Source organism: Ruegeria sp. O4 (assembly GCF_056535125.1).
The window spans coordinates 88,126-104,693 of sequence record NZ_JBQERO010000002.1; the positions used below are offsets into that span (position 1 = coordinate 88,126).

At 58.4% G+C, this 16,568-nt stretch carries 16 protein-coding genes; 11 read left to right on the forward strand and 5 right to left on the reverse strand.

Translation table 11 applies throughout. From position 1 onward, the window contains the following. Nucleotides 1-103: 103 nt before the first annotated feature. The 3 genes from ACR0J7_RS04645 (at nucleotide 104) to ACR0J7_RS04655 (ending at nucleotide 2,722) form a co-directional block, all read left to right on the forward strand. Nucleotides 104-1,636, forward strand: coding sequence for an acyl-CoA carboxylase subunit beta (locus ACR0J7_RS04645; protein ID WP_209597857.1), 1,533 nt, complete (start codon nucleotides 104-106; stop codon nucleotides 1,634-1,636). A 269-nt stretch (nucleotides 1,637-1,905) separates the two neighbouring features. After that, nucleotides 1,906-2,235, forward strand: a complete 330-nt coding sequence (locus ACR0J7_RS04650) for a DUF6497 family protein (protein WP_480492721.1) — start codon at nucleotides 1,906-1,908, stop codon at nucleotides 2,233-2,235. A gap of 133 nt (nucleotides 2,236-2,368) precedes the next feature. Continuing rightward, nucleotides 2,369-2,722 carry a hypothetical protein gene (locus ACR0J7_RS04655; RefSeq protein ID WP_480481958.1) on the forward strand — a complete coding sequence of 118 codons (354 nt, stop codon included), beginning with the start codon at nucleotides 2,369-2,371 and terminating at the stop codon, nucleotides 2,720-2,722. An 86-nt stretch (nucleotides 2,723-2,808) separates the two neighbouring features. Here ACR0J7_RS04655 and ACR0J7_RS04660 read toward each other — a convergent pair whose 3' ends face one another. Then, on the reverse strand, nucleotides 2,809-3,960 hold the full coding sequence (locus ACR0J7_RS04660) for a DcaP family trimeric outer membrane transporter (RefSeq protein ID WP_480913428.1): 1,152 nt from the start codon (nucleotides 3,958-3,960) through the stop codon (nucleotides 2,809-2,811). A gap of 650 nt (nucleotides 3,961-4,610) precedes the next feature. On the opposite strand from ACR0J7_RS04660, the gene ACR0J7_RS04665 reads away from it, so the two are divergent. After that, nucleotides 4,611-4,814 (forward strand): hypothetical protein, encoded by a 204-nt coding sequence (locus ACR0J7_RS04665; protein WP_209504584.1) that lies wholly within the window; start codon nucleotides 4,611-4,613, stop codon nucleotides 4,812-4,814. A gap of 116 nt (nucleotides 4,815-4,930) precedes the next feature. Beyond that, on the forward strand, nucleotides 4,931-6,976 hold the full coding sequence (locus tag ACR0J7_RS04670) for an ATP-binding protein (protein WP_480913430.1): 2,046 nt from the start codon (nucleotides 4,931-4,933) through the stop codon (nucleotides 6,974-6,976). A gap of 76 nt (nucleotides 6,977-7,052) precedes the next feature. On the opposite strand, the gene ACR0J7_RS04675 is transcribed toward ACR0J7_RS04670, so the two are convergent. Continuing rightward, nucleotides 7,053-7,499, reverse strand: coding sequence for a DUF4174 domain-containing protein (locus ACR0J7_RS04675; protein WP_480475841.1), 447 nt, complete (start codon nucleotides 7,497-7,499; stop codon nucleotides 7,053-7,055). A 168-nt stretch (nucleotides 7,500-7,667) separates the two neighbouring features. On the opposite strand from ACR0J7_RS04675, the gene scpA reads away from it, so the two are divergent. The 6 genes from scpA to ACR0J7_RS04705 all read left to right on the forward strand — a co-directional run bounded on the left by scpA (nucleotide 7,668) and on the right by ACR0J7_RS04705 (nucleotide 13,129). Then, a complete protein-coding gene (gene scpA / locus ACR0J7_RS04680) occupies nucleotides 7,668-9,794 on the forward strand; it encodes a methylmalonyl-CoA mutase (RefSeq protein ID WP_480899110.1) in 2,127 nt (708 codons plus the stop codon). A 103-nt stretch (nucleotides 9,795-9,897) separates the two neighbouring features. Further along, nucleotides 9,898-10,500 (forward strand): VOC family protein, encoded by a 603-nt coding sequence (locus tag ACR0J7_RS04685; protein WP_480481949.1) that lies wholly within the window; start codon nucleotides 9,898-9,900, stop codon nucleotides 10,498-10,500. Next, nucleotides 10,497-10,985: an N-acetyltransferase family protein gene (locus tag ACR0J7_RS04690; protein ID WP_480481948.1), complete on the forward strand. Its 489-nt coding sequence runs from the start codon at nucleotides 10,497-10,499 to the stop codon at nucleotides 10,983-10,985. The genes ACR0J7_RS04685 and ACR0J7_RS04690 overlap by 4 nt, the downstream gene beginning before the upstream one ends. 45 nt (nucleotides 10,986-11,030) lie before the next feature. Continuing rightward, on the forward strand, nucleotides 11,031-11,711 hold the full coding sequence (locus ACR0J7_RS04695; protein ID WP_267365678.1) for a molecular chaperone DjiA: 681 nt from the start codon (nucleotides 11,031-11,033) through the stop codon (nucleotides 11,709-11,711). Nucleotides 11,712-11,715: 4 nt separating this feature from the next. Next, a complete protein-coding gene (locus tag ACR0J7_RS04700; protein WP_480545819.1) occupies nucleotides 11,716-12,717 on the forward strand; it encodes an endonuclease/exonuclease/phosphatase family protein in 1,002 nt (333 codons plus the stop codon). 37 nt (nucleotides 12,718-12,754) lie between these two features. Next, entirely contained in the window at nucleotides 12,755-13,129 is a 375-nt protein-coding gene (locus ACR0J7_RS04705; protein ID WP_480481945.1) for a hypothetical protein, read from the forward strand. A 13-nt stretch (nucleotides 13,130-13,142) separates the two neighbouring features. Here the strand turns inward: ACR0J7_RS04705 and ACR0J7_RS04710 are convergent, their stop codons facing one another. The 3 genes from ACR0J7_RS04710 to ACR0J7_RS04720 are packed head-to-tail and all read right to left on the reverse strand — an operon-like array spanning nucleotide 13,143 to nucleotide 16,500. Next, nucleotides 13,143-14,687 carry a Ppx/GppA family phosphatase gene (locus ACR0J7_RS04710; protein WP_480537395.1) on the reverse strand — a complete coding sequence of 515 codons (1,545 nt, stop codon included), beginning with the start codon at nucleotides 14,685-14,687 and terminating at the stop codon, nucleotides 13,143-13,145. 49 nt (nucleotides 14,688-14,736) lie between these two features. Then, nucleotides 14,737-15,426 carry an HdaA/DnaA family protein gene (locus tag ACR0J7_RS04715; RefSeq protein WP_480913432.1) on the reverse strand — a complete coding sequence of 230 codons (690 nt, stop codon included), beginning with the start codon at nucleotides 15,424-15,426 and terminating at the stop codon, nucleotides 14,737-14,739. Continuing rightward, nucleotides 15,427-16,500, reverse strand: coding sequence for an AI-2E family transporter (locus tag ACR0J7_RS04720; RefSeq protein WP_480506227.1), 1,074 nt, complete (start codon nucleotides 16,498-16,500; stop codon nucleotides 15,427-15,429). It lies immediately after the preceding gene. Nucleotides 16,501-16,568 lie beyond the last annotated feature (68 nt).

The window sequence follows — 16,568 nt, forward strand, 5'->3', positions numbered from 1 at the left end:
TCCAAATTACTGTTGCTGAAATTTTGCAAATTTGCCGAAAATAGCTTTGGATGAGCGGCCCAAACAGGTAGGGTCCCGTCAAATTTATAAGGGGATAGTCGTCATGAAAGACATTCTTTCCGAACTGGAAGGCCGCCGCGATAACGCGCGTCTGGGCGGTGGGCAGAAACGGATCGATGCCCAGCACGCACGCGGCAAACTGACCGCGCGTGAACGGATCGAACTGCTGTTGGACGAGGGCAGCTTTGAAGAGTTTGACATGTTTGTCAGCCACCGCTGCACCGATTTCGGGATGGAAAAACAAAAGCCTGCGGGTGACGGTGTTGTCACCGGTTGGGGCACGATCAACGGGCGCATGGTTTATGTGTTCAGCCAGGATTTTACCGTCTTTGGCGGATCGCTGTCGGAAACCCATGCTCAGAAGATCTGCAAGATTATGGACATGGCGGTCCAGAACGGTGCCCCGGTGATCGGAATCAACGATTCGGGCGGCGCGCGCATCCAGGAAGGTGTGGCTTCGCTGGCGGGTTATGCCGAAGTGTTCCAGCGCAACATCATGGCATCGGGTGTGGTGCCGCAGATCAGCGTAATCATGGGGCCCTGCGCGGGTGGTGCGGTGTACAGCCCGGCGATGACCGACTTTATCTTCATGGTCAAAGACACCTCTTACATGTTCGTGACCGGCCCGGATGTGGTGAAGACCGTAACCAACGAAGTGGTGACTGCCGAGGAACTGGGGGGGGCCTCGACCCATACCAAGAAATCCTCAGTCGCTGATGGCGCGTTCGAAAACGACGTCGAAGCTTTGGCCGAGGTGCGGCGCCTGGTGGACTTCCTGCCCCTCAACAACCGCGAAAAGCCGCCCGTGCGCCCGTTCTTTGACGAACCCGGCCGGATCGAGGCTTCGCTGGACACTCTTGTGCCAGAGAATCCGAACACGCCCTACGACATGAAGGAACTCATCGCCAAAGTGGCGGACGAGGGCGATTTCTATGAAATTCAGGAAGATTTTGCCAAGAACATCATTACCGGGTTCATCCGGCTGGAAGGTCAGACCGTAGGCGTCGTCGCAAACCAGCCGATGGTGTTGGCCGGGTGTCTGGATATCGACTCGTCGCGCAAGGCTGCACGCTTTGTGCGCTTCTGTGACTGCTTCGAAATCCCGATCCTGACACTGGTCGACGTTCCTGGCTTCCTGCCGGGAACAAGCCAGGAATATGGCGGTGTCATCAAGCATGGGGCCAAGTTGCTCTTTGCCTATGGTGAGGCAACTGTGCCGAAGGTGACGGTGATTACCCGAAAGGCTTATGGCGGTGCTTACGACGTTATGGCCTCCAAGCATTTGCGCGGTGATTTCAACTATGCCTGGCCCACCGCCGAAATTGCGGTCATGGGGGCCAAAGGGGCGACCGAGATCATTCATCGCGCCGATCTGGGGGATGCCGACAAGATCGCATCGCATACCAAGGATTACGAAGACCGATTTGCAAATCCCTTCGTGGCAGCCGAGCGCGGCTTCATCGATGAGGTGATCATGCCGCATTCGACCCGCCGTCGTGTATCCCGGGCATTTGCCAGCTTGCGCGGCAAACAGCTGAAGAACCCGTGGAAAAAGCACGACAATATCCCGCTGTGATCCATCTAGGGGCGGGATGGCCCGCCCCGCTCAATCTTTGACCGTCACAGCGGTTCCGAGGCTGAAACCCCCTCAAATTGAGGCGGAATTGACAAAAACCGGCAAATAGTTGAATGATCCGACCCGTCAGACATAGAACCGCGCAGACTAATCGTACTGCGCGCGCGACCCCGGAAGGAGGAGCTCGCCGCTGGTGGGTCCGGGGTCGCGCCATTTGTCTGGTTGCTCTCGCCTTCAGCCATCCTGCTTTTGCAGACTCCGATACGTTGTTGCCGGTTCCGTCGGGCCAGCCAGTGCAACTGAGCGATGTCCTGCTGGACAACAACCCTGGCGAGCTTTGGCTGCGCTTTCGCTTTATCGCGCCCAGAATAGGCGCGTCAGTAGGGCGGATTGGGTATGATGTGGCGTCGAAGGATATGGAGCACCTGTGCCAGATTCTGGCCATTCCATATGTCGCTCAGCATGAATTGCATCCGGCGCGGGTCGTGATCTCTTTGTCCGATCGCCCGGTAGAGTTTGGCGATGCCGCCCCTGATGCGACCCAGTTTTTTGAGGCCTACCGGCTGGAGCAGTCCCGGTGTATCTGGGAGGGGCTTTGACCATGACCGCAAGACGCCATGAGTACAAAGCATCTCAGACCAACTGTGCGGCTTTGGAGGTGCGCATCATGACCCCATCCTTTTTCGGGCTCGAATTGCTTTTGTCTGCAAGTATGACACAGGGGGGCCTTTCATGCTGAAGCATCGTGGTTTTCCCGGTCGCCTTTCAGGCACCGACTTTCAGTTCACCATCCGTCGCGCCAACCCAAAGGGCGTTACACCGTTAACGCAGCGCGAGCGGTTTCGGGATCGTAAACCTGCGGACAGGCGCGCTGATATTGCGTTCATGGAGGCTCTTTGGGCCCATTTCGGTGACCAGCCGTTCGAACGGGGCAATCTGGATGCGGGGCGTTTGAGCTGGCTATTCGGGCGCGAAGTCATCGCGGCAGAAGATCCCTTTGATCCGGCCAGTTATGATGCCTTGCTCGTTATCGACGTAAACGCTGCGCGCGCATCCTTCCCGGACATCATCGACGGGATGGACTGATTGTGACATTCGCAGCCGCACATAAACCAATCATGGCCGGTTTCGGGAAAATCCTGCCCGAAACCGGGCAGGATTTATGTGTGGTCTCAGAAGTTCAACTGGGCCGCAAGCTGAACGCGGCTACCATCAAAGGTTCTGCCGGTGGGCGCGTCGTTCCGCTCGCCATAGATGTATTCGGCGCTGAGCGTCAGACTGTCTGTCGCCTTGTAGAACGCGTTGACATGGATCGTTTCCAGCTCGGTGAAGGACAGCGTGCCGGTCGAGGTCGGCAGATCATAATCTTCGCGCCCGTAGGCAATGCCGACATTCCACTTTGCACCGATGTCCTGCCTGAATTCCACGGTGTAGCCATCCACATCGTTGGCCTGCCCACCGACAATGGCATCGCCGAGACCGATCAGGTACGGGCCAAGTGCCTCACCTGTGACGTAGTTGACTTGGAACAACCCGCCTTGCCAGGGGCGAATGCCGCCGGAAAACGTAAAGCCGGTTTGATCCACTTCGACATTGCCGGAATTGGCTTTACCGTACAAAACGGCACCACGGGCAATGTACGTACCGTCGTTATATTCCGCCGAGGCCGTCAGGACGGGATCATCGGAATTCGACCCGCTGACGTTCTCTTCGATCGAGACCGCAAACTGTGCATTGCTGCCAAGCTGTCCGGTGTATCTCAGCTGTGGGACACGAGCGAATGCGATACCCACGGGGCCGTTGAATTCGACAGTGGTCGGGTAGGTGTCCAATGGTTGGAAGTTGGTCCAGTACTGACCAATCAGGAACTGATCGCCGATGGTGATGTTGGCATGGCGAATGCGCAATTCAGCCGTGCCGCCGGAACCGAACAGGTCAAGCTCAAGCTGTCCGCCAATGTCACCGATCCCGCTTGGGGTGGTGGTACGCAATCCGATCCGAGATTGGCGAACGGTTGCCCCGAAGGTGCCGTCGGTTGCGGCCGAGGGTTCACCGATAACATTCACGAACGCCGTATCCCCCTGATCGTAGTCGAAGTCATAGAAGAAATCGGCCTTCACGTATCCGTAAACGTCCAAAACGGTGTTGCCGATGCGGAAATCTCCGTTGGCGGGGCCGCTTTTGTCGGCTTCCAGCGCCTCGACCCGGGCGCGCAAAGCGTCGAGTTCGGCCTGGGTCTGGGCGTCCTGGGCAGCAGCAAACGTGCCGGTCACACTGAGCGCAGAGGCAGCGAGCAGGAGTGCCTTTTTTCTAGTCATAGTCATGTGGGTGTTCCTTTGAGTGCGAGTGTGCCCAAGGACCGTTTCACGCAGCAGAAATCTTTGGAAATCACGAGAAAGAGAATAGAACCATCTGATTTCTCAATAAAATGTGCCTTTTTCGACTTCTTGAATCACAGCGTCTTGAACCTGTCATCTAACGCGCTGTTGCGCCGTAATTCCTTCGCCGGTGGAGTGGCGGCGATTCGTGATGCTGCAACCGCAGAAAGCATCGGAAGCGACCCATTTTGTAACGAAACTGTGACGGTGAACGGGGCTTTCGTGCTGGTAATTCACTTGAATGCTGTCGGCACGATGTTGCGCGCCATGTTGTGGCTTGGGCAGAAACCAGCCGAGTTGTCCCAGGGAAACAATACTGTGTTTGCTCAACAGATTGTGCCGTGCAAACTGAATGGGCCGTGCGGCTCTACTTTGCCTGCGCCGCACATGCACCTACTATTCCGTACCCCTTCCTTGCGCGGGCAGGCTTGTGTTCCCCACATAGACCTGTCCGCGTTTTTCTTTTTGGCTTCCACGGCCAAAGAGAAGCGAAAACCTGCACAAAACCTGCCTGCAATTGCATTGATATTGAATAACAGGCCCCATTTCGCGCATCTGATCCCAAACGAACCAAGAAACCTAAAAGGGCAGACACAATGCGATTCTCGAAACTCATCCTTGTTGCGGCGACCTGTGCGGGTCTGGCCGCGTGCGGTGACACCACGGGCGAACAGGCACTCCTCGGCGGTGGTGCCGGGGCTGTGGGGGCCGCGGTCCTCAATGCCGACCCGCTGTTTGGCGCGGCCGTCGGCGCAGCGGGCAACGTGCTGTACTGCAAGACACAGAACAACTGTAACTAACGCATATCCTTCGGGGCGCCTGGCGCCTCAGCCATCATTGCGCATCACGCCGTCGTGGGGATCGTACCCTGCGGCGGCGTTTTGCGTTTCCGGAACACCAAGCCAAAGGACGTTTCATGTTCAATAAGATCCTGATCGCCAACCGGGGCGAGATCGCCTGCCGGGTCATCAAGACCGCCCGCAAGATGGGTATCGGCACCGTTGCCATTTATTCGGACGCGGACAAGAACGCGCTGCATGTGTCGATGGCCGACCAAGCCGTGCATATCGGTCCGCCCCCGGCGAACCAGTCCTACATTGTGATCGACAAGGTCATGGATGCCATCCGTCAAAGCGGTGCGCAGGCGGTTCATCCCGGCTATGGCTTCCTGTCGGAGAACTCGAAGTTCGCCGAAGCGCTCGAGGCCGAAGGTGTTGCCTTTGTTGGGCCCCCTGTCGGTGCAATCGAAAGCATGGGCGACAAGATTACTTCGAAGAAGATCGCACAGGAGGCCGGAGTTTCGACCGTTCCGGGTTACATGGGGCTGATCGAGGACGCGGACGAGGCGGTCAAGATCTCGAACGACATCGGTTATCCGGTCATGATCAAGGCCAGCGCCGGTGGTGGTGGCAAGGGTATGCGCATCGCGTGGAGCGATGAAGAGGCGCGCGAAGGCTTTCAGTCGTCCAAGAACGAAGCCGCAAACTCGTTCGGAGATGACCGGATCTTCATCGAAAAATTCGTAACCCAACCGCGCCATATCGAAATTCAGGTTCTGTGCGACAGTCACGGAAATGGCATCTACCTGGGCGAGCGTGAATGCTCGATCCAGCGCCGGAACCAGAAAGTGGTGGAAGAGGCACCGTCACCCTTCCTTGATCCTGAAACCCGCAAGGCGATGGGTGAACAGGCTGTCGCTCTGGCCAAGGCCGTGAACTACGCAAGTGCAGGTACGGTCGAGTTCATCGTGGACGGAAACAAGAACTTCTACTTCCTCGAAATGAATACGCGCCTGCAAGTGGAACATCCTGTTACGGAACTGATCACCGGCGTCGATCTGGTCGAGCAGATGATCCGTGTCGCAGCGGGTGAAAAGCTATCGATAACGCAGGATGACGTGACCCTGACCGGCTGGGCGATTGAAAACCGTCTGTATGCGGAAGACCCGTATCGCAACTTCCTGCCGTCGATCGGTCGGCTGACCCGGTATCGCCCGCCGCAGGAAACTTCGGCTGGTCCGTTGCTGGTCAACGGCAAATGGCAGGGTGAAGCACCCGATGGTGAAACCGCCGTGCGCAACGATACCGGCGTCTACGAGGGCGGCGAGATCAGCATGTATTACGACCCGATGATCGCCAAGCTCTGCACTTGGGCGCCGACCCGCGAAAAAGCAATCGAGGCGATGCGCGTGGCGTTGGACAGTTTCGAAGTGGAAGGCATCGGTCACAACCTGCCGTTCCTGTCGGCAGTGATGGATCATCCGAAGTTTGTAAGCGGTGACATGACAACGGCCTTTATCGCTGAAGAATATCCAGACGGGTTCGAGGGCGTAACGTTGCCCGAAGTGGATCTGCGCCGGATTGCTGCATCCTGCGCCGCGATGCACCGCGTCGCCGAAATCCGGCGCACCCGCGTGTCGGGCCGGATGGACAATCACGAACGCAAAGTAGGCAAGCGCTGGGTTGTGACATTGCAGGGGCAGGATTTCGCCGTGCAGGTCAATGCCGACAAAGAGGGGTCAACGGTCAAGTTTGACGACGGATCGTCCCTGCGTGTCGCGTCGGACTGGACGCCGGGCGATCAACTTGCGGTTCTGGACGTGGATGGCAGCCCGCTGGTTCTGAAAATCGGCAAGGTCTCGGGCGGTTTCCGCGTTCGCAACCGCGGCGCGGACTTGAAAGTACATGTGCGCCGCCCACGGCAGGCGGAACTGGCCAAACTGATGCCGGAAAAACTGCCGCCTGATACCTCGAAGTTGCTGCTCTGCCCAATGCCGGGCCTAGTCGTGAAGGTCGATGTCGAAGTGGGGCAGGAAGTGCAGGAAGGTCAGGCGCTTTGCACGATTGAGGCGATGAAGATGGAAAACATCCTGCGTGCCGAAAAGAGGGGCGTGGTGGCCAAAGTCAATGCAGGCCCCGGTGACAGCCTTGCTGTGGACGACGTGATCATCGAGTTCGAGTGACCATGTTGGCGCTTTCGATATACATTCCAACGTTCCCGGCGCATCGCGCCGGGGCCATTGGGTGTGGCGAAAGCGTTCAGCCCCCTTCGCGCCGGTCGCGGATCTCGCGTTCGCGCAGGGGGGTCTTGTCGATAGATCTGCCAATCTCACGCACGCTCCACGGGCTGGGTTTGCGCAATTTGACCACGCCGTCCTTGTCGACGAACACCATCTGGAAACCACGCGGTCGCAGCTTGGTCCGGATCGGGGACCGGGCAGACGGGTCCGTGTCTGTTAGCACGATGACATCGCGGTCGCGCATGGCTGCTTCTTCTGCGACAAGCATATCGATCTGCTGCTGGAACCGCGGATCGGCAGGCGTGTCAGCAAAAACCACGATGGGGCGTTTGACCCACAAGAACTCGCTGAGTTCACTTTCACCCACCGGGCGGACAAAACTGTCATCAGACGGCGCGGTTCCGTCTGCCGCCAGGGCAGCCAGAGGGATTAGTGCCGAGAAAACAAAGGCAAGCGTGCGTGTCATGTGGCCTCCTGTTCTTTCGAATATAGCCCCTGTGCCCGCGATTGCGACCGGCGATTTGCGCCGGGTGACCACATTTTCGCGCTTGCGCCTGAATGAACAGGCCAAGTGCAGGACTTTGGCGCGGACGCTTTCAGCGACCGCCATCCGTATTGACGAGAGGAAATCGAAATGACCGACACGAAGGACTGGAAAGCGCTTGCCGAGAAAGAGCTGCGCGGACGTCCGTTGGACGACCTGACCAAGGAAACGCTGGAAGGTATCGCGGTCAAACCGCTTTACACCCAGGAAGACACCGCCGATCTGCCGCATATGGGGTCTTTGCCGGGATTTGGCCCGTTTACCCGCGGTGTCAAGGCCACGATGTATGCGGGCCGTCCTTGGACGATCCGTCAGTATGCGGGTTTCTCAACCGCCGAGGAGTCGAACGCGTTTTATCGACGCAACCTGGCAGCAGGCCAGCAAGGCGTTTCGGTTGCCTTCGATCTGGCGACACATCGCGGCTATGACAGTGATCACCCACGCGTTGTTGGCGATGTCGGTAAGGCAGGCGTTGCCATCGACAGTGTCGAGGATATGAAGATCCTGTTTGACGGCATCCCGCTGGACAAGGTCTCGGTCTCGATGACCATGAATGGCGCGGTTGTTCCGATCCTGGCAAGTTTCATCGTTGCGGGTGAAGAACAGGGTCACGACAAGTCTGTCCTTTCCGGCACCATTCAGAACGACATTCTGAAAGAATTCATGGTGCGCAACACCTATATCTACCCGCCTGAACCGTCGATGAAGATCATCTCGGACATCATCGAATACACGTCGAATGAGATGCCCAAGTTCAACTCGATCTCGATCTCGGGCTATCACATGCAAGAGGCCGGGGCGAACCTTGTTCAGGAACTGGCCTATACGCTGGCCGATGGGCGCGAATACGTCCGTGCCGCGACTGAGGCCGGAATGGACGTGGACAAGTTCGCGGGCCGTTTGTCGTTCTTCTTCGCCATCGGCATGAATTTCTTCATGGAGATCGCCAAACTGCGCGCCGCACGCACGCTCTGGCACCGGGTAATGACCGAGTTTGGGGCAAAGTCCGAACGGTCGAAAATGCTGCGCACCCATTGCCAGACTTCCGGCGTTTCGCTTCAGGAACAGGACCCTTACAACAATGTCATCCGCACCGCCTATGAAGCGATGAGCGCAGTTCTGGGTGGCACCCAATCGCTGCATACAAATGCTCTGGACGAGGCAATTGCGCTGCCCACCGATTTTTCGGCCCGCATCGCGCGGAACACACAGCTCGTGCTTCAGGAAGAAACCGGTGTAACAGATGTGGTCGATCCTCTGGCCGGTTCTTACTATGTTGAAAGCCTGACCAATGAACTGGTCGAAAAAGCCTGGGCCCTGATGGAAGAGGTCGAGGAGATGGGTGGCATGACCAAGGCGGTTGCCTCGGGTATGCCCAAGCTGCGCATCGAGGAAAGCGCAGCCCGCCGTCAGGCCATGATCGACCGGGGCGACGAAGTGATCGTCGGCGTCAACAAGTACCGCAAGGAACAGGAAGACCCGATCGACATTCTGGATGTCGACAACGTCGCCGTGCGTGAGGCGCAGGTGGCGCGGCTGGAACGCATTCGCGCAACCCGTGATGAAGCCGCGTGCCAAGCCGCGCTGGACGCCCTGACCAAGACCGCCCAGGAGGGCGGAAACCTGCTGGCCGCTGCGGTCGAAGCCGCCCGCGCCCGTGCATCCGTAGGAGAGATCAGCATGGCAATGGAGAAAGAATTCGGCCGCCATCGCGCCGAGGTGAAAACCCTGGCCGGTGTCTATGGCGCTGCTTATGAGGGCGACGAAGGCTTTGCCGCGATCCAGAAATCCATCGAGGACTTTGCCGAGGCCGAGGGCCGCCGCCCCCGTCTTCTGGTGGTCAAAATGGGGCAGGACGGGCATGATCGCGGTGCCAAGGTTATCGCCACGGCCTTTGCAGATATCGGGTTCGACGTGGACGTTGGCCCGCTGTTCCAGACACCTGCCGAGGCCGCGCAGGACGCGGTGGACAATGACGTACATGTGGTCGGCATTTCCTCACAGGCGGCGGGGCATAAAACACTGGCACCGCAGCTGGTGGAAGAGCTGAAGAAAGCAGGGGCCGACGATATCATCGTGATCTGTGGTGGGGTGATCCCGCAACAGGATTACCAGTTCCTGTATGACCATGGGGTCAAGGCTATCTTTGGTCCGGGCACCAACATTCCCGAGGCCGCTCAGGACATTCTGCGCCTGATCCGCGAAGCGCGGCCCTGACACAAGGCAAGTCTTTCAACGAAAGCTCTTGTGATCCTGCGCCAATGGCGAAAACATGCGGCCGGATCCCTTTGGGTCCGGTCGTTTTCGCAGGAGGGTGCACATGTTACTCGATCATCTGGCCGTCGCGGGCGAAACGCTTGAAGAAGCGTCTGCGCATATCGAACAGGCGCTTGGTGTTGCACTGCAACCCGGTGGGAAACACGAAAAATTCGGGACACATAACAGGCTGCTGGGGCTCAGAGACGGGCTCTATCTGGAAGCGATTGCCATCGATCCGCAGGCGCAGCCTCCGGGCAGGCCGCGATGGTTCGATCTGGACAATTTTCAGGGCGGCCCGCGTTTGACGAACTGGATATGCCGGGTCGAGGATATCGAGGCCACACTGTCGATCTTTCCCGATGGCACCGGAGAGCCCATCGACCTGACCCGCGGCGCGTTGCAATGGCGCATGGCGGTTCCGCCAACGGGGCGTTTGCCGTTCGACAATCTGTTTCCCGCCCTTATCGAATGGCAGGGCGACCTGCACCCGGCAAACATGTTGCAGGACAGCGCGTGCCGGTTGCGGCGTCTGGTTGTCTATCACCCCGATGCCCTGACACTGGCCCGTCGACTGGGTGAGCTGGATCTTGTTGTGTTCGATACCGGCCCCGCGGCTTTGCAGGCAGAAATTGAGACACCTCATGGGCTGCGGGTGCTGGAATGAACATTCGCCCGGCCACAGCGTCAGATGCTCCAGCCATTGCCCGGATCACCAATGCGATCATCCGGGACACTTTGGTCACTTTCACGACGGACGAACGCAGCGCCGCCCAGATTGCCGAAGATATCAAGGCACGCTCGCCCGGTTTTCTGGTTGCCGAGCACGACAGCCACGTTATCGGCTTTGCCACATATGGCCCTTTCCGCACCGGGCCCGGTTATGCGCAAACCTGCGAACATACGATCCAGCTGTCACCGGATGCGTGGGGCAAAGGGCTGGGACGTGCGTTGATGTCAGAGCTGGAGGAAGTCGCGCAAGCCCAAGGCGTTCATGTTCTGGTCGCGGGCATATCCTCGGCCAATCCGGGGGCTGAGGCGTTTCATGCCGCACTTGGCTATTCGAAAGTCGGGGTGATGCCCGAAGTCGGCTTTAAGTTCGGCCAGCGGCTGGACCTTGTGCTGATGCAGAAAATTCTTGGTGCTGAATGACCTGTTGCACCTGACAGTCCCGAATTGTGACGCTAGGGTGCGGTCATGTCGATCTGGACTCGCATATCCGATGCGCTCAGCGCGCTTGCCCAGGGCGAAAGCCTGACCGCAGTTTTTGAAAAACTACGCTCGCCACCGGAACGGTCCGTGGCCTTTACGATTGCGGTCATCGCACTGGGTGCCAAAATGGCCAAGGCAGACGGTCAGGTGACCCGTGATGAGGTCACCGCCTTTCGCGACGTGTTTCAGATCGCGCGCGAAGATGAGGAAGGTGCAGCCCGCGTCTTCAACATGGCCCGTACGGACGTGGCGGGATATCAGGACTACGCCCGCAAAATTGCCCGCATGTTTTCCGAAGACAGCACAACCCTGTGTGACCTGATGGAAGGTCTTTTTCACATCGCGATGGCGGATGGTTTCTATCATCCGAACGAAAACGCGTTTCTCGAAGATGTCAGCCAGATTTTCGGGCAAACCGACGCGCAGTTCAAAGCACTGCGGGCGCGCTTTGTTCCGGATGCGCCAAACGATCCTTACACGGTTCTGGGCGTTCCACATGACATGCCGCTGCCCGACATTCGCAATGTCTGGCGGCAGCTGGTTCGGGAAACGCACCCCGACGCCATGATGGCCCGGGGTGTCCCCGAAGAGGCGATCCGGCTGGCCGAGAAAAAGATGATCGACATCAATCGCGCCTGGGATGAAATCAACGGCGCGCGGGCCTGATCAGATGCGGCTGGCGACCTATAATATCGAATGGTTCGCCAATCTGTTTGACCAGAAAGACAGGCTGATCGTCGATGACAGCTGGTCCGGCAGGCACGACGTCACCAAAGCGCAGCAGATCGAAGCGATTGCCAAGGTTCTGACTGCCATTGACGCTGATGCGATTGTAATCGTCGAGGCGCCCAACACGGGCAGACGCCAGAACACGGTTCGGGCCCTGCAAGCCTTTGCCGAAGCGTTCGACTTGCGCACGTCTGATGCGGTGATGGGCTATGCAAACGACACGCATCAGGAACTGGCATTGCTCTATGACAGAACGGTGCTGAGTGTTCGCCACGATCCCAAGGGAGATATTGCAGATACCACAGCCCCCCGGTTCGATGGTGTATTCAAAATCGACCTCGACATTGATGCGACCGAGGATGTCGTGCGGTTCTCCAAACCGCCGATGGAACTGGCGGTGACGACGCAAGCGGGGCACAACATCCGCCTGATCGGGGCACATCTGAAATCCAAGGCACCGCACGGTGCCGAATCGCGGGACGAGGCGATCCGGATTTCGATTGCCAATCGCCGCAAACAGCTGGCGCAAGCGATCTGGCTTGCACGGCGCGTCGAATGGCATGTTGCGCAAAAACAGCCCGTCATTTTGCTGGGCGATCTGAACGATGGCCCCGGGCTGGATGAGTTTGAGCACCTCTTTGGCCGCTCGTCGGTCGAGGTGTTGCTGCAAGCCGGATTGTTCGACCCGAACGCCGTCACAGCCTACAGGTTTCGGCCCGGGCCGGTGCCTGCTACTGCGCGCTTTGCCCGCCCGGAAGAAGGTAAATTTCTGGACGCATTACTGGATTACATAATGATTACCACGGACCTGCAAGCATATCGCCCGTCCTGGCGTATCTGGCACCCGTTTCAGGATGCCGCCTGTTGGGCTGAACCGGAATTGCGGCAGGCGCTTTTGACGGCCTCCGATCATTTTCCGGTCACGCTTGATATTGAACTGTGACCTTTCCAGCCTGCCACACGGGCCTTATATGTCAGGTATGAAACGCATCTTGCTGATCAGTACGATCTCAGTGTTCCTTGCCGCGCCTGCAATGGCACAGGAAGACAATGAAAAATCCCTGATGGAACAGGGGGCCGAACTGTTTTTCGAAGGTCTGCGCAAGGAAATGGAACCGGCATTGGAAAACTTGCTGGGTCTGGCAGAAGAGTTTGGCCCGGCGATGCAGTCATTCTTGCAGCAGATGGGCCCGGCGCTTGCTGAACTGGCGGCTGAGGTCAAGGACTGGAGCGTTTATGAACCACCCGAGATTCTGCCCAATGGCGATATCATTATCCGCAGAAAACCGACCCAAGAGCCATCTGAGCCTGAAAAGCGGGATATCGAGGTGCCCGAAGGACCTACAGATATCTGACCCGCTCAAGAGTTCAGCCTTTGACAATCACGCGAGTCTGAGATTTCAGCGCTGCTGCCAAGGCGCTTAACCGGGCTTCTGCCACTTCGCTGAACAGGGGGGCTGCGGCCTCGGGCAGATACAGTTCCAGCTCTCGCTTTTTGGGGAAAAACTTGAGCTGCCCCATATTGGCATCGTTGTGCATCCACAGCATCGCGCCAAACCGCATGGCCTTGCCCAAAATCTCGGCCTGTTTCTGGCTTTTTTCATCCAGCAATTCGTAAAGCCGAGAGAACCGATTGCCTTCCCGTTTGTTGCGATAGCGGTGTTGCAGTGCCAATCCGATGAAGACACGCTCGGAATGCTTCAAACCACCCAGATTGGCGCGCGTGACGTTGTCGAAACACACCTCGGCCCGATAGTCGGGATGCGCGCGCCAGCTTACATCGTGCAGCAGGCAGGCCGCCTTGATCAGGCGCACTCTGCTGGGCGGTGCCGATCTGAACAGCGGGATGACAAAATCATAGAGATTGCTGCCAAATCCGGGCAGGCGCGCGTCCTTGGCTTCCGAGAACCGGCTGGCTTCGATCAGCGGGTCGCGATCGCGCACTTCCTGCGGCATCTGCTCATATAGCAACCCCTCGCGAATCCCATAGCTTGAGATGGCGATATCTTTGGGTTTGAACGTGCGGATCAGCCGCGCCAGAACGTCCATCGCATACGGGATAAGCGCCATGCGCGAGCTCGACACGCCCGCCTGAGCACGCAGCTTTTCACCATCGTGTTTTTCGATGTATTTGATCGTCTCGCGCACCTGTTTGGTGGTCATGCGGTATTCATGCAGAACGTTCAGCGGATAGCCCCGCCGCAGCATGTCCAGCCGCGCAAAGGCGCGCCAGCTGCCGCCGACCAGAAACAAACGGTCTCGCTGCTGGCCCATCTGATTGCGCAGATCCTCCATCGTTTCCTTGATATGCGCTTTTCGCGCGCGCCGCCCGCCTTTGATGTCGCGCAGTTTCAGCGGCCCAAGCGGCGAGGTTACGCGACGGCCGACCTGACCACCGCCGATTTCGGCCAATTCCATCGACGATCCGCCAATATCGCAGATCAGCCCATAAGCTCCGGGCCATCCCAACAGGACACCCTGCGCCGACAGGCGGGCTTCTTCGTCACCGTCAATGATAGACACCTGCAAACCGGTTTCAGCCTGCACCTGATCGCAAAACTCGGGCCCATCCGAGGCTTCGCGCACAGCAGCGGTGGCGACAACATGCAAACCGGGCAAATCCAGATCCATTGCCAGGTGCTGGAACCGTCGTAGTGCCGACAAGGCGCGTTCGCGGCCACGCGGGTTCAGTCGCCCGGTTTCGGACAGGCCCGCCCCCAGTTCGCACATGACCTTTTCATTGTAGAAATAGGCCGGTGATCGGGCCGCCCCGTCGAAAATGACCATCCGGACCGAGTTCGACCCGACATCGACAACCCCGACGCGCGACAGCGCCCGTGCGTCCGGTTTGTCAAACAGGGGCTTTCCGAACGTTCCCCAGTCCGGGATATCGGTTTTGACGGTCTGATCCATGTGTGTTCCAGATAGTTCTGCCTGAGGATGCGAAATTGACGTCAGCGGGTCAATCATTGGTCTCGACCTCATCCGGGGCCGTGTTCAGTACGCGAATGGCAAGCGCGCGTGTAATGTCGCGTTTTTCAGCCAGGGCCAGTTGGTCCAGTTGGGATACAACGTCGGCTGCGCTTTCAAACCGCCGGTCCATATGCTTGACAAGATAGGCGATGACATCGGGGCCGGGGTTGAGCTGCCTGTCGACAAACAGCTTGGCAAGTACTGCGCCCAGCAATGCGTCATCGGGCGGATCCAGTGCGACGTGATGCGCGCCTTCGACCCGGCTTTGCAGATCGGCCAGCGGCAACGCCCAGAATTTGGGCGCAAGACGGCCGGTCATCAGCAGGGGGTGCCCTTCGGCCAGAACAAGATTGTGCAGGTGGAACAGCGTTTTTTGCTGCTCGATATCACCGGCAATCAAAGGCACGTCTTCGACCGCAATCGGCATACGCGCCAGGTCTGGCACATCGTCATATCGCAGGTCGCTGGCCTGAAGGATACGCCCGCCGGTTTCAGCGGCCCAGACATGGGCCAGATGGGTTTTGCCCGCACCGGCAGGTCCGCTCAGCACCAGTTTGTTGCCAGGCCAGGACGTGGCCGAGATCATTGCCACCGCCAGCGCATTTGCCGGTGACACAAAGAAATCCTCTCGCCCGAGCGCAGTTTTGGCGGGCAGATCAAAGCTGAGTTGTCGGGCCATTTACTCGGTTTCCTGATCCAGACCTTCAAGACCAGTGTACAATCTGCTGTCGAGGTATAGCGATGTGGCAAAGCGGGCCAGCACGCCCAATGCTGCGGCGACCGGGACAGCGATTAGCATGCCGACGAAGCCGAACAGCGCGCCAAAGACCGACAGGGCCAGCAGGAGCCAAACCGGGTGCAGCCCGACAGAGCTGCCGACCAGCTTGGGTGTCAGGAAATTGCCTTCGGTGACCTGCCCAACGGCAAAGATACCCGCGATAAGCCCGATATGAGCCCAGTCACCCCAGAACTGAAACAGCGCAAGCCCGATGGCCAGCGAGCCTCCGATAAGGGCGCCCAGATAGGGTATGAACGTGACCAGGCCCGCGATAAAACCCACAATCAGGCCGAATTGCAGACCAGCAAGCATCAGTGCAACCGCGTAATAGGTGCCAAGGATCAAGCAGACCGTTCCCATGCCGCGCACGAACGAGGCCAGAACCGCATCGATCTCACCCGCCAGCCGCCTGATGATGGGGGCGTGGTCACGTGGCAGCAGCTCTCCGATGCGGGCGGTCATGCGATCCCAGTCCAACAGCAAGTAGACGGCCACAACCGGCACAATGACCAACAGAACAACGATGTTGATCGCGGAACCCAGCGAGGACAGCACCGTCTGCATAACGTCCCCGGTCTTGGATTTCAGCGTTTCGCCAAAGGACACCAGCATCGCGTGCGTGCTCGATTCCCGGTCAAGCAAGGACGGGAACTGTTTTTCTATGAAACTGCGCAATTGTTTGAACAGATCAGGCAGTACATCGACAAGATCCAGCAACTGGGTGATCAGCGCAGGGACCACCATCAGAATTGCCAGTACAAATCCCAGAACACCGACGACCGTGATGACAGCCGTGGCGGCCATACGCGACAGGCCCAGCCGCTCCAGCCGGTCAGCGACCGGATCAAGGAAATAGGCAATGGCCCCACCGATGACAAAAGGCAACAAGACATCCCCAAGCGCCCACAGGATCAACGCGAAAACCGCAGCGGCGATGCTCCAGTATCTCAGCTGATCCTTAACCGGCAAAGCCATGGCGATCCCCTTGTTCAGGCCCTTGCAGGTGTTCTTGGCGCATCAAAGCCCATGATGCAAGCGGTTCA